At 58.0% G+C, this 13589-nt stretch carries 13 protein-coding genes; 10 read left to right on the top strand and 3 right to left on the bottom strand.

Going from position 1 to position 13589, the window contains the following annotated elements:
* Window positions 1–69: 69 nt before the first annotated feature.
* Window positions 70–1281, bottom strand: coding sequence for a multidrug effflux MFS transporter (locus JZI28_RS12135; RefSeq protein ID WP_295452916.1), 1212 nt, complete (start codon window positions 1279–1281; stop codon window positions 70–72).
* A gap of 48 nt (window positions 1282–1329) precedes the next feature.
* A complete protein-coding gene (locus JZI28_RS12130) occupies window positions 1330–2646 on the bottom strand; it encodes a M10 family metallopeptidase C-terminal domain-containing protein (RefSeq protein WP_375697759.1) in 1317 nt (438 codons plus the stop codon).
* 242 nt (window positions 2647–2888) lie between these two features.
* Between JZI28_RS12130 and JZI28_RS12125 the strand changes: the two genes are divergently transcribed.
* The 8 genes from JZI28_RS12125 to JZI28_RS12090 all read left to right on the top strand — a co-directional run bounded on the left by JZI28_RS12125 (window position 2889) and on the right by JZI28_RS12090 (window position 9749).
* Window positions 2889–4421 carry an acyl-CoA carboxylase subunit beta gene (locus JZI28_RS12125; protein ID WP_297340812.1) on the top strand — a complete coding sequence of 511 codons (1533 nt, stop codon included), beginning with the start codon at window positions 2889–2891 and terminating at the stop codon, window positions 4419–4421.
* A 183-nt stretch (window positions 4422–4604) separates the two neighbouring features.
* Entirely contained in the window at window positions 4605–5024 is a 420-nt protein-coding gene (locus JZI28_RS12120) for a hypothetical protein (RefSeq protein ID WP_375697758.1), read from the top strand.
* Window positions 5025–5155: 131 nt separating this feature from the next.
* Window positions 5156–5608 carry a DUF6497 family protein gene (locus JZI28_RS12115; RefSeq protein WP_375697757.1) on the top strand — a complete coding sequence of 151 codons (453 nt, stop codon included), beginning with the start codon at window positions 5156–5158 and terminating at the stop codon, window positions 5606–5608.
* 214 nt (window positions 5609–5822) lie between these two features.
* A complete protein-coding gene (locus tag JZI28_RS12110) occupies window positions 5823–5963 on the top strand; it encodes a hypothetical protein (protein WP_295452930.1) in 141 nt (46 codons plus the stop codon).
* Window positions 5964–6032: 69 nt separating this feature from the next.
* Entirely contained in the window at window positions 6033–6389 is a 357-nt protein-coding gene (locus JZI28_RS12105; RefSeq protein WP_295452933.1) for a hypothetical protein, read from the top strand.
* A gap of 280 nt (window positions 6390–6669) precedes the next feature.
* A complete protein-coding gene (locus JZI28_RS12100) occupies window positions 6670–6873 on the top strand; it encodes a hypothetical protein (protein ID WP_295452935.1) in 204 nt (67 codons plus the stop codon).
* Window positions 6874–7010: 137 nt separating this feature from the next.
* On the top strand, window positions 7011–9062 hold the full coding sequence (locus tag JZI28_RS12095) for a biotin carboxylase N-terminal domain-containing protein (RefSeq protein WP_375697756.1): 2052 nt from the start codon (window positions 7011–7013) through the stop codon (window positions 9060–9062).
* A 186-nt stretch (window positions 9063–9248) separates the two neighbouring features.
* Entirely contained in the window at window positions 9249–9749 is a 501-nt protein-coding gene (locus tag JZI28_RS12090; protein ID WP_348155923.1) for a hypothetical protein, read from the top strand.
* A 61-nt stretch (window positions 9750–9810) separates the two neighbouring features.
* Here the strand turns inward: JZI28_RS12090 and JZI28_RS12085 are convergent, their stop codons facing one another.
* Window positions 9811–10257 carry a DUF4174 domain-containing protein gene (locus tag JZI28_RS12085; RefSeq protein ID WP_375697755.1) on the bottom strand — a complete coding sequence of 149 codons (447 nt, stop codon included), beginning with the start codon at window positions 10255–10257 and terminating at the stop codon, window positions 9811–9813.
* A 180-nt stretch (window positions 10258–10437) separates the two neighbouring features.
* Between JZI28_RS12085 and JZI28_RS12080 the strand changes: the two genes are divergently transcribed.
* Both JZI28_RS12080 and scpA read left to right on the top strand, forming a co-directional pair.
* A complete protein-coding gene (locus JZI28_RS12080; RefSeq protein ID WP_375697754.1) occupies window positions 10438–11373 on the top strand; it encodes a hypothetical protein in 936 nt (311 codons plus the stop codon).
* A complete protein-coding gene (scpA, locus tag JZI28_RS12075; protein ID WP_295452950.1) occupies window positions 11336–13465 on the top strand; it encodes a methylmalonyl-CoA mutase in 2130 nt (709 codons plus the stop codon). The genes JZI28_RS12080 and scpA overlap by 38 nt, the downstream gene beginning before the upstream one ends.
* Window positions 13466–13589: the final 124 nt, after the last annotated feature.

Here is a 13589-nt window from a genome sequence, read left to right as displayed (position 1 = left end):
ATCCAAAGGCAGTATAATTGCAAAGTTACAGGCGCGGCAAGTTCGGCTCCGGATGAATGGATCCTGAGCCTAGCTGTTCAATTGCTTTTCACGCAGGATTACCAGCAGGATGGCCACCAGCCCGGCGATGGCGGTGGCAAACATCAACAGCAAGAGAGGCACAGCCGTAGAATCGGGTTTCAACAGAAAGCCGGCATAGGCGCTCAGGGCAGCGCCGGCGCCAATCATAATGGCGCCGCTCAGGCCGGAGGCGGTGCCCGCCAGATGCGGGCGGACGGAAATCGCGCCGGTGGTGCCATTGGGAATGGCCATTCCATTGCCCAGGCCGACAAAGCACATAAAGCCAAAGAAGGTGAGGAAGGTATCAGCACCTGCCAGGGCGATAATGAGCGAAACGAGCACGCCAACCCCATTGATGATACAGCCCCACAGCACCATTCGGTTGATCCCAACCCGACCAGAAAACCGACCCGAGAGAAAGTTGCCAACGAAGTAACCAACAGCCGGTGCAGAGAGGTAGATACCAATTTCCGCACTGCTGAGGCCATAAATCTCGGTGCCCAAAAAGGGAGCGCCGCCGAGATAGGCAAAGAATGAGCCAGAGGCGAGGCCGGAGGCCAGAGAGTAGCCCCAGAAGCGGGGAGAACAGAGCAGTTCAGGGTATTCGGCGAACTGTGCACCCAGCGTTTTGCCGCTTTTATGTGCGGTTTCCCCAAAATCAAAATAGGTAATCGCTAGGGTCAGGGCACCCATCAAAAAGAGCGCCCAGAACACCGCAGTCCAGCCCATCCATTGGTCCAGAAAGCCGCCGATGGCGGGGCCAATCATCGGGACGATGGCCATTCCCATGGTGACATAGCCGATCATGCTGGCTGCGTCATTGGTATCATACATATCCCGCACCGCGGCGCGGCTTAGCACCATGGTGGCGGCGACGACAGTCTGCGCCACCCGGAAAAAGAAGAACACCTCCACGTTGGTGGCAAAGATACAGCCCACCGTCGCCACCAGAAACAAAGCCATGCTGGCCAGGAGCACCGGGCGGCGTCCCATCTGGTCCGAAATGGGCCCCACAAATATCTGCACAACTGCGTTGCCAGCGAGGTACAGCGAAACCGACAGCTGCATCACTCGGTAGTCAACCTCGAAATGGCTGGACATGCTGGGCAGAGCGGCAAGGTGCAGGTTCATCCCCAGCGCGGAAAGACCGGCCAGCAGGATCAATGTTGCAATATGCGGTTTGCTCAGTACGCGCTTTGGGGAGCTTGGGGAATTTTGCATATCTTGGGCTTAGATCAGCTTTTTGAGATTGTCTATTCTAAGATCGTCTCAAACGAGAAAGTCATCGCCCAGGCTGTCCAATGTGACATCCTGTAGCAGCAGGCTGTTACCGGCGCCAAACTCAAACAAGAGCCCCTCGTTTGTGTCGCGGGCCTGATCCAGCAGATCCGCGCTGGTGCCATGGCCGATAATATTCAGAAGATCTTTGCCGGGTTTGAAGTCGCCGACGGTATCCGAGCCGCCATTGTTCTTGAAGATGAAGACATCTTTGCCGCGTCCGCCGATCAGAAAATCATCGCCGGCCTGACCATCCAGCCTGTCTTGGCCGCGGTTGCCACTGAGAAAGTCATCGCCACTTCCACCGCGCATCCGGTCGCCGCCACGGCCCCCAAGCATCACATCATCCCCTTGATCCCCCCACAGGGTGTCACCGCCAGCCCCGCCTTTCATCCGGTCGTCGCCGCCTTTGCCCGCCAAAAGATCCCTGCCGCCATGGCCGCGCAGCAGATTGTCCAAAGCATTGCCGATAACCCGGTCACTGCCCTTGGCTCCATAGGCGTTTTCGATTTCGGTGCCGAAGGTTACCACCACGTCATGCTCCGCATCAAAGGAAGAGAAGGCCCCTTGTCGCAGGTCCAGCGTCACCGGGTTTGTGCGGCCCGTTGCATTCAGAATGTCGATGCCGCCACTGTCCCATATGCTGTCTACGGTATTGGTGCGGCAGCCGGTGTAGCTGGTGTTGTTTTCATTATTGACCGCAGCGCCCCAGATGTTTTGCAGGGCGAGCACATCAAACAGCATCAGCGCATCACTATGCGCACCGTTGAAGGGGTTGGCCCGGTAAGACATCAATGAATAAAGGTTGCTTTCGTATTGGGTCGGCAGGGGAGTATCGGCTTCAAATGTATGGCGCAGACCCATGGCATGTCCCAGCTCATGCAGCAGCAGGTCTGTATAGCGCTCAGAGGAGAGGTCCAGTGTTGCGTCATAGGCAACAAAGCCATCCCACTGGGTGATGTTCTTGCCTTGATAGCGAATGCTATAGCCACCGCTGCCAATGGTGGCGCCGGGTAGGCTGACGGCGGCCACGTTCAAATCCGGGTCACTGGTGCGTTTCGTCTGAACAAAAACGACGTTGAGGTAGCTTTCAATATGCTCCAATGCCGCCTCAAAGCTGGCTTTTTCTGCGTCCTTCATGCGGCGCCATCCGTCATAGTCTGCTTGCGTAGGCAGGTCGCCAGGTTCACTTCCGCCAGCATATTGGTAGGTTATCTTGATCGGGGCGCTGCCCGTGGTGTTGAGCGGATTGCTGATGTGGAAACGCTCGTATTGCATGGCCTTGATTATTTCGTCGCGACTTAACATTGCTCTGCCCGAATTTGATTGAGACGAGCCTGATACTGTAGTCAGGGTGTTGAACGAAAAGTGAACGCATTGCGGCGAAAATATGTTGCATTGGATCGATTTTGGAAACAATTCGCCAAAGTTAGCTGATATTCAACTATTCATTACTGGTATGCAAAATATTTGCAAATTTGCCATTTATACCTTTGGCTTGGCCGCTCTCGGCGATAGGCTGTGCCAAATTCTATATGGGGATCTGTGCCATGAAAGATATTCTGTCCGAACTGGAAGACCGTCGCGACGCCGCGCGACTTGGTGGCGGCCAGCGCCGCATTGATGCGCAGCACGCGCGTGGCAAGCTGACCGCGCGCGAGCGGATCGAGCTTCTGCTGGATGAGGGCAGTTTTGAAGAGTTCGACATGTTTGTGTCGCACCGCTGTACCGATTTTGGCATGGAAGAACAAAAGCCTGCGGGGGATGGCGTCATCACCGGCTGGGGCACCATTAACGGACGCATGGTCTATCTGTTCAGCCAGGATTTCACGGTCTTTGGCGGATCCCTGTCCGCAACCCATGCGCAAAAGATTTGCAAGATCCAGGATATGGCCATTCAGAACGGCGCGCCAATCATCGGCCTGAATGATTCTGGTGGTGCCCGAATCCAGGAAGGTGTCGACTCGCTGGCAGGCTATGCTGAGGTGTTTCAGCGCAACATCATGGCCAGCGGCGTTGTGCCGCAGATCTCGGTGATCATGGGGCCCTGCGCCGGTGGTGCGGTCTATTCGCCCGCGATGACTGATTTTATCTTTATGGTGAAAGACACTTCATACATGTTTGTGACCGGCCCCGATGTGGTCAAGACAGTCACCAATGAGGTTGTCACCGCCGAGGAGCTGGGCGGCGCGTCCACCCATACCAAAAAGTCCTCGGTCGCTGATGCGGCCTTTGAAAACGATGTCGAGGCCCTGGCCGAGGTCCGCCGCCTGGTTGACTTTCTCCCGCTCAACAATCGTGAAAAGCCGCCGGTACGGCCCTTCTTTGATGAACCCGGTCGGATCGAGGACAGCCTGGATACGCTGATCCCGGCAAACCCCAATTCGCCCTACGACATGAAAGAGCTGATCACCAAAGTGGCGGATGAGGGGGATTTCTACGAGATCCAGGAAGACTACGCCAAAAACATCATCACCGGCTTTATCCGCCTTGAAGGTCAGACGGTAGGTGTTGTGGCCAATCAGCCAATGGTGCTGGCGGGCTGCCTTGATATCGACAGCTCGCGCAAGGCAGCGCGGTTTGTGCGCTTCTGTGATTGCTTTGAAATTCCAATCCTGACCCTGGTGGATGTTCCTGGCTTCCTTCCGGGCACCTCCCAGGAATATGGCGGTGTGATCAAACATGGCGCCAAGCTGCTGTTTGCCTATGGCGAAGCCACGGTACCAAAGGTCACTGTGATCACCCGCAAGGCCTATGGTGGTGCCTATGACGTTATGGCCTCCAAGCACCTGCGCGGCGATTTCAACTATGCCTGGCCCACGGCGGAAATCGCGGTGATGGGCGCTAAGGGCGCCACCGAGATCATTCACCGCGCCGATCTGGGCAATGCGGAAAAGATCGCGGCCCATACGGCAGACTATGAGGACCGGTTTGCCAATCCTTTTGTGGCAGCCGAGCGGGGCTTCATTGACGAGGTGATCCAGCCCAAATCCACCCGCCGCCGGGTGTCACGTGCCTTTGCCTCACTGCGGGGCAAGTCACTGAAAAACCCGTGGAAAAAGCACGACAACATTCCGCTTTGAGCGGGTGTTGTCGCGGGGGCTGTCTGCCCCCGCACCCCCGAAGGTATTTTTGGAAAGATGAAAAGGAGAGCGTGAGGCAATGACAGGGCTTCGGAAAGATCAGGCGTGCACGGTGTCAGCTGTGGTTTGCGGCGCGTTCGAAGCTGGTGGTCTGCTTGCAGTTTGTGGGCTTGGCGCGACGTGATGCGTGGCAAGTGGCATATCTCTCGCGAAGAGGATTCTTTGACAGTGGCGCGCCAAGTCCCGCCGCGCTTTGATGTCGCCGTGTCTGTGGTGTTACCTCCGGCGGAGCCGCTGCGACTGGCGCAGCAGATCCGCCAAGACATGTGGCGTGCCGTGCAAACTGTGCGGGGCTTTTCTCCAGTGGTGAAGGTTGTCGAGCAGGGCGATAGCTTGCTGGTCACAGCGGGTGGTCGTGTGGCTGGGCGGGTTCCGGGTAAATTGGCCTCTGAAATCAAGGCGGTACTGGAGGATGAGGCAAAGCGCAGCCGTTGGCTGCGACACGCAAGGCGAGACAAGAAGCGCTTAAAGAGCGCGCAATCAGAAGTAAAACTGCACAAATCTACAACAGGGTTTGACAAAGAGGCCGAGACTGGACAATGATCTGCCAGCACCAATACCAGACAGCGCGCGCCAGTGGCGCAGCGCCAGCAGCCCCGCCCGGAGGAGCCCAAGTCATTGGGGGGTGGGGTTGCGGATTTGGTGATTGGCTGTTTCCCCCTGTACAAAAGGTTTTGTTTGGCGGTGGCCTTTGTCTGCTGCTTGCGGCTCAGATCCTTGAGGCTGAGGAGGCCGCGCTTTCTGGGGCCTTTGTGCCTGTGGCGGTGCCCTCGGGGCAGCAGGTGCTGTTGTCGGAAGTCTTGCTGGACGACAGTCCTGGTGCGCTTTGGGCGCGGTTCCGGTTTGTTGTGCCCGGAATTTCGCGTCAGGCGCCGGAGGGTGCAGAAGCGGGCGTAGAAGCGGGCGTAGAAGCGGGCGCGGATTTCCAGCGCAGCGCTGCGGATATGGACTATCTGTGCGACTCGCTGGCGCTGGACTATTTGGCCCAGCATGCCCTGTCCCCCAGCATGGTGGTGATCTCCTTTTCGGACCGCCCGGTAGAATTTGGCACCCCGGATCCCGACGCAACCCAGTTTTTTGAAGCCTATCGTCCTGGTGAAGGTCGCTGCATTTGGGAGGCTTTTTGATGTCTCTACAACATCTTGCGGCGCACTCTTGCGATGGGCGGTGTTTTGCGGCTTTGCGGCCACAGCCCCCTGTGCGGGGTGGTTTTCGATGTGATTCACCCGGTAATCCGGCTATCCTTGGCGCGAATGGTCACAGTACCCTTCGCAAATTGAGGTTGAGGCTGGACAGGGCTGCAGGTCCTGGCGGTCTCTTAAACACATTCAGGAGACAGAAATGTCCAAGAGCATCAAGTTTATCACGCTGGCAGGTCTGCTGGCGATGGTTGCCGCCTGTGGTAACCGTGAAGAAGAGTTCGTTGTGGTCGATCCCGAACCCATCTCGGTTGAGCCAGTATACACCGGAAAATACAAGTAACGACACATGGGGTCCGGCCCTGTGGCCGGCCCCAGCCGTCCCTCGGGGTGCCGGATCGGAGGCACCATCATGCTAAAGCACCGAGGGTTTCCTGGCCGTCTGCCGGGAACAGATTTTCAATTTGTCGTTCGTCGCCCCAATCCCAAAGGGGTGACCGAGCTGACCAAACGCGAACGGTTCCGGGATCGCAAACCGGCAGACCGGCGTGCTGATGCCGCCTTTATGCAGGCTTTGTTGCAGCAGTTTGGCGACCAGCCCTTTGAACGGGGCAACCTGGATGCGGGCCGATTGAGCTGGCTTTTTGGCCGGGAAGTTCTCCCCGCAGAAGATCCCTTTGATCCGGCCTCCTATGAGGCTCTTCTGGTTCTTGATGTAGAACTGGCTCAGCGGTCCTTTCCTGAAGCCTTTGAGGGGAAAAGCCTGTGATGCGCGGGGCGAAGCCAGGCGCAGGCGACCAGCGGGGGCGGGGCATGGGCACTGTTGTCGTCGGTAGGATTGTGGGCTTCGCCCCGTTGTTTAACCCTGCTGAACAGGCTCGCGGTGCGGGCAGGGCGGCGCCAGTGGCGAAAGCCCGCCGAGCGCGCGGCACCTTTGGGCGCAGGGCTGCTCATTTTTGCGGCTCAAACACTGATTTGTTGCCCGCTGGCCCGACTCCTGTTTGTTGGAGAAGAGAGCAGCGCTCTCCACAAAAAGGAGTTAAAATACTATGCGGGCAATCCTTTTCACATCTGCGTTGGGGCTTTGCACAGCCCTGTCAGCCTGTGGCGACACCACCGGCGAACAAGTCGCCTTTGGCGCCGGTGCGGGGGCCGTCGGATCGGCTTTGCTGGGGGGGCATTTGCTCACCGGTGCGGCCGTCGGTACAGCGGCCAATCTTATCTATTGCAAGGAAAACCCTGGCCGTTGCTAGGGCGACTACAGCACCAGTTTCACTGATCTGTCAGCCCCTTCGGGCGACAGCAGATACTCACGCAAACGCCGCAAGCGAGCCCAGAGCTCGCCTGCGGCGTTTTGCATTTCGGCATACAAAAGAACAAGGGACTGCCAATGTTTGAAAAGATCCTGATCGCGAACCGGGGCGAGATCGCCTGCCGTGTTATCAAGACCGCCCGCAAGATGGGTATCAAAACCGTTGCCATCTATTCGGATGCGGATAAGCAGGCCCTGCATGTGCAAATGGCCGATGAGGCGGTTCATATCGGCCCGCCCCCTGCCAATCAGTCCTATATTGTTATCGATAAGGTGATGGAGGCCATTCGCGCAACCGGCGCTCAGGCGGTTCATCCTGGCTATGGTTTCTTGTCGGAAAACTCCAAGTTCGCTGAAGCTCTGGCGGCCGAGGGTGTTGCCTTTGTGGGCCCGCCTGTGGGGGCCATTGAAAAGATGGGTGACAAGATCACCTCGAAGAAAATCGCCAAGGAAGCGGGTGTTTCCACAGTTCCTGGTCACATGGGCCTGATCGAAGACGCCGATGAGGCGGTAAAGATCTCGCGCGAGATCGGCTATCCGGTGATGCTCAAGGCTTCAGCTGGCGGTGGCGGCAAAGGCATGCGGATTGCCTGGAACGACGAAGAGGCCCGCGAAGGCTTTCAGTCTTCCAAGAACGAGGCGGCGAGTTCCTTTGGTGATGACCGGATCTTTATCGAGAAATTTGTGACGCAACCGCGCCATATCGAAATTCAGGTGCTTTGCGATGCCCATGGCAATGGCATCTACCTGGGCGAGCGCGAGTGTTCGATCCAGCGTCGCCAGCAGAAGGTTGTGGAAGAAGCGCCAAGCCCCTTCCTGGATGAAGCCACCCGCAAGGCCATGGGGGAGCAGGCTGTCGCCCTGGCGCAGGCGGTGGATTATGCCTCTGCCGGGACGGTGGAATTCATCGTGGACGGCGACAAGAACTTCTACTTCCTGGAAATGAACACACGGTTGCAGGTGGAACACCCGGTGACCGAGCTGATCACCGGCGTTGACCTAGTGGAACAGATGATCCGGGTCGCCAATGGTGAGCCGCTGACGATCTCGCAGGACGACGTGCAGCTGAACGGCTGGGCGATTGAAAACCGTCTTTATGCCGAAGATCCCTATCGGGGCTTTCTGCCCTCGATTGGCCGTCTGACGCGCTATCGTCCCCCGGCTGAGCTGTCGGGTGGTCCGCTGTTGGACAATGGCAAATGGCAGGGCGATGCGCCTGCGGGCGCTGGCATCGCGGTGCGCAATGATACCGGCGTCTATGAGGGCGGCGAAATCTCGATGTATTATGACCCGATGATCGCCAAGCTTTGCACCTGGGCACCCACCCGCGATCAGGCGATTGAGGCGATGCGCAATGCACTGGACGGGTTTGAGGTCGAAGGTATTGGCCACAACCTGCCTTTCCTGTCGGCGGTGATGGATCACCCGATCTTCATTGAGGGCGCCATGACCACCGCCTTTATCGAAGAACAGTATCCCGAAGGTTTTGTTGGTGTTGATCTGCCCGAAGAGGCGCTGCGCCGGATTGCGGCCTCGGCGGCTGCGATGCACCGGGTTGCCGAAATTCGCCGCACGCGGGTGTCTGGCCGGATGGACAATCACGAGCGCCGGGTTGGCAGCGACTGGGTTGTTACCCTGCAGGGACAGAACTTCCCGGTCAGCATTGAGGCCGACCAGTTGGGGGCCACGGTGACCTTCCAGGATGGCGCGGCCATGCGCATCGCCAGCGATTGGACGCCGGGGGATCAGCTGGCGACAATCGATGTGGATGGCACCCTGCTGGTGCTGAAAGTGGGCAAGATTTCGGGTGGCTTCCGTATCCGGTCCCGTGGTGCTGATATCAAAGTGCATGTGCGCACGAAGCGACAGGCGGAACTGGCCGAACTGATGCCGGAAAAAGTGGCGCCTGATACGTCGAAACTGCTGCTCTGCCCGATGCCCGGTCTGGTGGTGAAAATCGATGTCGAGGTTGGCGACGAAGTCCAGGAAGGCCAGGCCCTGTGTTCGGTTGAAGCGATGAAGATGGAAAACATTCTGCGCGCCGAAAGGAAAGGCGTGATTGCCAAGATCAACGCAAGTGCAGGCGACAGCCTGGCGGTTGACGAAGTAATCATGGAATTTGAGGGGTGATCACAGAGGCAGGCATAAGCCGGATTTCACGGGCGGGGCAGGGTGCTCTGGCCGCGAAACTCCGGTGTCAGTTGCGACCTTCGGGTCGCGCTGAGCCTGCTTTTTCCACATGCAATGCAGGTGCATGCACCAAATCTTCAGACCTCTGTGCGAGATCAATCCCATTGGTTTATCGCAGGGTGGCACATGTTTCGACTGGCAGTAACGTTGATTTCGGCTTTGTTTCTTCTGTCCGGCTGCGCGCTGGACAAGGAAGACGAGCTGCGTGTTCAGCTCTCCGAATGGGTCACACTGGGCGATACCTATTTCTTCAAATCCAACGGCACCTGCACGGCGGCAGTGTTTCACACCGACAGCCCACGCATCTCGTCGCTGCTTGGCGCCGCGCGTTCGGTGGATACCGGGCTCAAGATGCTGGCCGATGGGCAGCCGGTGGTGTTCAAGGTTGGCGACAAATCCCCCAATGCGCTGGTCGAAGCGATCATGTCGCGCGATCTGCCGCATGGGATCAGCGTGCTCAACTCCGGCCTGGCCGGGGTCAACTGCATGAGCGAGCTGGTGAAATCCATCTACCATCAGGCGATTATGAACCCCAGCTCGCGCATGGCCTTTATCCCCGAAGGGCACGGCGTAATGATTGTGGATTCACAGGCCAAGGCGGTGATCTACGTGCGCAGCAACGGCTAAACCCCTGGCCAAACGCGCAAACTCCCATGCGTAAAAGGCGTGGCTGGCGCGCGAATGGCTCTCAGTTCTCGCGCCGATCTTCGACCTCTCGCAAACGGTCCTGGAACTTGTCGATGGTGCGCGACAGCTCGCGGACTGTCCAGGGATGTGGTTTGCGCAGCTTCACGCCTCCGTCCTTGCCCACCAGAACCAGCATGAACCCACGCGGGCGCAGTTGCTTGCGCAGCGCCGAGGCGGGTTTTGGGGTGGTATCGGTCAGGACCACGACATCGCGCTCCAGTAAAGCCTCCGCCTCGCTGGTCAACAGGATCATTTGCTCTTTGAACCGGGGGTCTTCCGGGCTGTCGGCAAAGACAACAATTGGGCGCTTGTGCCACAGAAAACTGGACAGATCGACCTCTTCTCCGGGCTGCACAAGCGAGGGGGGCTCAGGCTCTGAAGCTTGGGCTGCAACAGCTAGGGTAAGCGGAAGAAAACTCGACAAAACAAGGGCTAGGATTGGTTTCATAATCTCTCCTGTTGGCCTCAATATATGCGCATGGCGCATAAATGCGATGGGCAATCGGCCTGTTTGCAGAAAAAAAACCACGCTTGTTAATCGCTTTGAGAGGGTCTGTGGACAATGATCGCGCAGTCTCCCTTTTCAGAGGTGCGGAACGCGCCTCCCGTCCAAAGAATTGGAAATGCGATGCAAACCTGTCTTCATCTTGGGGCACACCGCTGTGCCACCACCTCTTTTCAGGAATACCTGCGCCAGAATGCAGCAGAGCTTGAAACGCAAGGGATAGGGTTTTGGGGACCACGACGCACCCGCAATGGCTTGCTGCACGGGGTCTTGCCCACACCTTCGGTGGTGAATTCCACAGCTTTGGCAAAACGGGCGCAGGGGCGGATCAGGATGAACCTGAACCACAGCCGGGAGCGCGGCATTCAGCAACTTATTGTCAGCGATGAAAACCTCATCGGCAGCACCCGCACAAACCTGCGGCTCGGCGGGCTTTATAGTGGCGTCGGGGAGCGGCTGGCACGCTACGCCGAAGCCTTTGATGGCCAGATTTCTTCTGTGGCGCTCAATATTCGCAGCCTGGAAAGCTACTGGACCTCTGCCCTGACCTATGCGGTCACCCGGGGGCACCGCGTCCCGTCGCATTTGCAATTGCAAAACCTTGCCGAGAGCAGTCGCAGCTGGCGCGATGTTATTTCCGATATCGCCTGCGCCATGCCCGGGGTGGAGATCCAGGTCCTGCCCTTTGAGATCTTTTGCGGCCGCCCTGAACTGCAACTGCAACTGCTGAGCAACTGCGAAGCCCCGCGCAATCATGCACGGGTGCGGCTCAACGCCTCCTTGCGGCTGGAAGATCTGCGGGCCCATGTGCTGACAAACACAGCCCTTGAGCTGCCCGAAGGAGAGGGGCGCTGGCGCCCCTTTGACGAAACCCAAAGCGCTATGCTGCGCGAGAATTATTCAGATGATCTGATGTGGCTGACTGCCGGCGCCGATGGGCTGGCGCAGCTGGTCCAGGATCCAGAACACCAGGCGGCAGGACTAAACCTGCCCCAAACAGATATGACAAGAGGAAGATCCCATGACAAGCAAGACAGACGATTGGCGGGCTCTGGCTGAAAAAGAGCTCCGTGGCCGCCCACTCGAAGACCTGACCTGGAAGACACTGGAAGGTATTGAGGTCAAGCCGCTGTATACGGCTGAAGACACCGCCGAGCTGCCGCATATGGGCACGCTGCCCGGCTTTGGCCCTTTCACCCGTGGCGTCAAGGCCACGATGTATGCAGGTCGCCCCTGGACCATTCGGCAATATGCTGGTTTCTCCACCGCCGAAGAGAGCAACGCATTTTACCGCCGCAATCTGGAAGCGGGTCAGCAGGGGGTTTCCGTGGCCTTTGATCTGGCCACCCACCGGGGCTATGACAGCGATCACGAACGGGTTGTGGGCGATGTGGGCAAGGCTGGCGTTGCCATCGATTCTGTTGAGGACATGAAGATCCTGTTTGACGGTATTCCGCTCGACAAGGTTTCGGTGTCGATGACCATGAACGGCGCGGTGATCCCGATCCTGGCCAGCTTCATCGTGGCGGGCGAAGAGCAGGGCCATGACAAGGCACTGCTGGCGGGCACCATTCAGAACGATATTCTGAAGGAATTCATGGTCCGCAACACCTATGTTTATCCGCCAGAGCCTTCGATGAAGATCATCTCGGATATCATTGAATACACCTCCAATGAGATGCCCAAGTTCAATTCGATCTCGATTTCCGGCTATCACATGCAGGAAGCCGGCGCCAATCTGGTGCAGGAGCTGGCCTATACGCTGGCTGATGGTCGCGAGTATGTCCGCGCCGCCACCGAGGCGGGTATGGATGTGGATAAATTTGCCGGCCGTCTCAGCTTTTTCTTTGCCATTGGCACCAACTTCTTCATGGAAATCGCCAAACTGCGCGCGGCGCGCACTCTGTGGCATCGCGTCATGACCGAATTTGACGCCAAGTCCGACCGGTCCAAGATGCTGCGCACCCACTGCCAGACCTCAGGCGTGTCCCTGCAGGAACAAGACCCCTATAACAACGTGATCCGCACCGCCTATGAGGCGATGTCGGCGGTGCTGGGCGGCACCCAATCGCTGCACACCAATGCGCTGGACGAAGCCATCGCGCTGCCCACCGAATTCTCGGCCCGTATTGCCCGTAATACCCAGCTGGTGCTGCAGGAAGAAACCGGTGTTACCAATGTGGTCGACCCGCTGGCGGGCTCTTACTATGTGGAAAGCCTGACAAACGAGCTGATCGACAAGGCCTGGGCGCTGATGTCAGAGGTCGAGGAAATGGGTGGCATGACCAAGGCCGTGGCCTCTGGCATGCCCAAGCTGCGCATCGAGGAAAGCGCCGCCCGTCGTCAGGCAATGATCGACCGCGGCGAAGAGGTGATTGTCGGCGTCAACAAATACCGCAAGGAAAAAGAAGACCCGATCGACATCCTGGACGTGGATAACGTGGCCGTGCGCGAAAGCCAGATTGCCCGTTTGCAGAAAATGCGCGACGAGCGCGACGAAGCGGCCTGTCAGGCTGCGTTGGATGAGTTGACCAATCGTGCCAAAAATGGCGGCAACCTGCTGGAAGCTGCCGTCGAAGCGGCGCGGATGCGGGCCTCAGTTGGAGAAATCAGCATGGCGATGGAAAAAGAATTTGGCCGTCACCGCGCCGAGGTGAAAACTCTGGCGGGGGTTTATGGCGCGGCTTATGAGGGCGACGAAGGCTTTGCCGAGATCCAGAAAAGCATCGAAGCCTTTGCCGAAGAAGAAGGGCGTCGCCCGCGTCTTCTGGTGGTCAAGATGGGCCAGGACGGGCATGACCGGGGCGCCAAGGTAATCGCCACAGCCTTTGCCGATATCGGTTTCGATGTGGACGTAGGTCCACTGTTTCAGACCCCCGCAGAGGCGGCGCAGGATGCCATCGACAATGATGTGCATGTTATCGGTATCTCATCCCAGGCGGCAGGTCACAAAACCCTAGCACCGCAGCTGGTAAAGGAACTGAAAGAGCAGGGCGCCGAGGATATTCTGGTGATCTGCGGCGGAGTTATTCCGCAGCAGGATTACCAGTATCTTTATGACAACGGCGTCAAAGCGATCTTTGGCCCCGGCACCAACATCCCCGAAGCGGCGCAGGATGTCCTGAAACTGATCCGCGAAGCCCGCAGCTGAGCAAAGACACAGGTGCAGATCCGGTCATAGACTGGATCTGTCGGATATTCTGAGTATCAGATCTATGGGCGCGGGGGCTTCCTGCGCCCATATGTGTTGCAGCCTTAAACCGGTTTGGGAGCGC

Origin of the sequence: Pseudophaeobacter sp. TrK17, from assembly GCF_042192375.1 — a bacterium.
In the GTDB taxonomy this organism is placed as follows: domain Bacteria; phylum Pseudomonadota; class Alphaproteobacteria; order Rhodobacterales; family Rhodobacteraceae; genus Pseudophaeobacter.
Note: the sequence above shows the minus strand (reverse complement) of the source record. Positions and strands in the feature narration are given on the sequence as shown.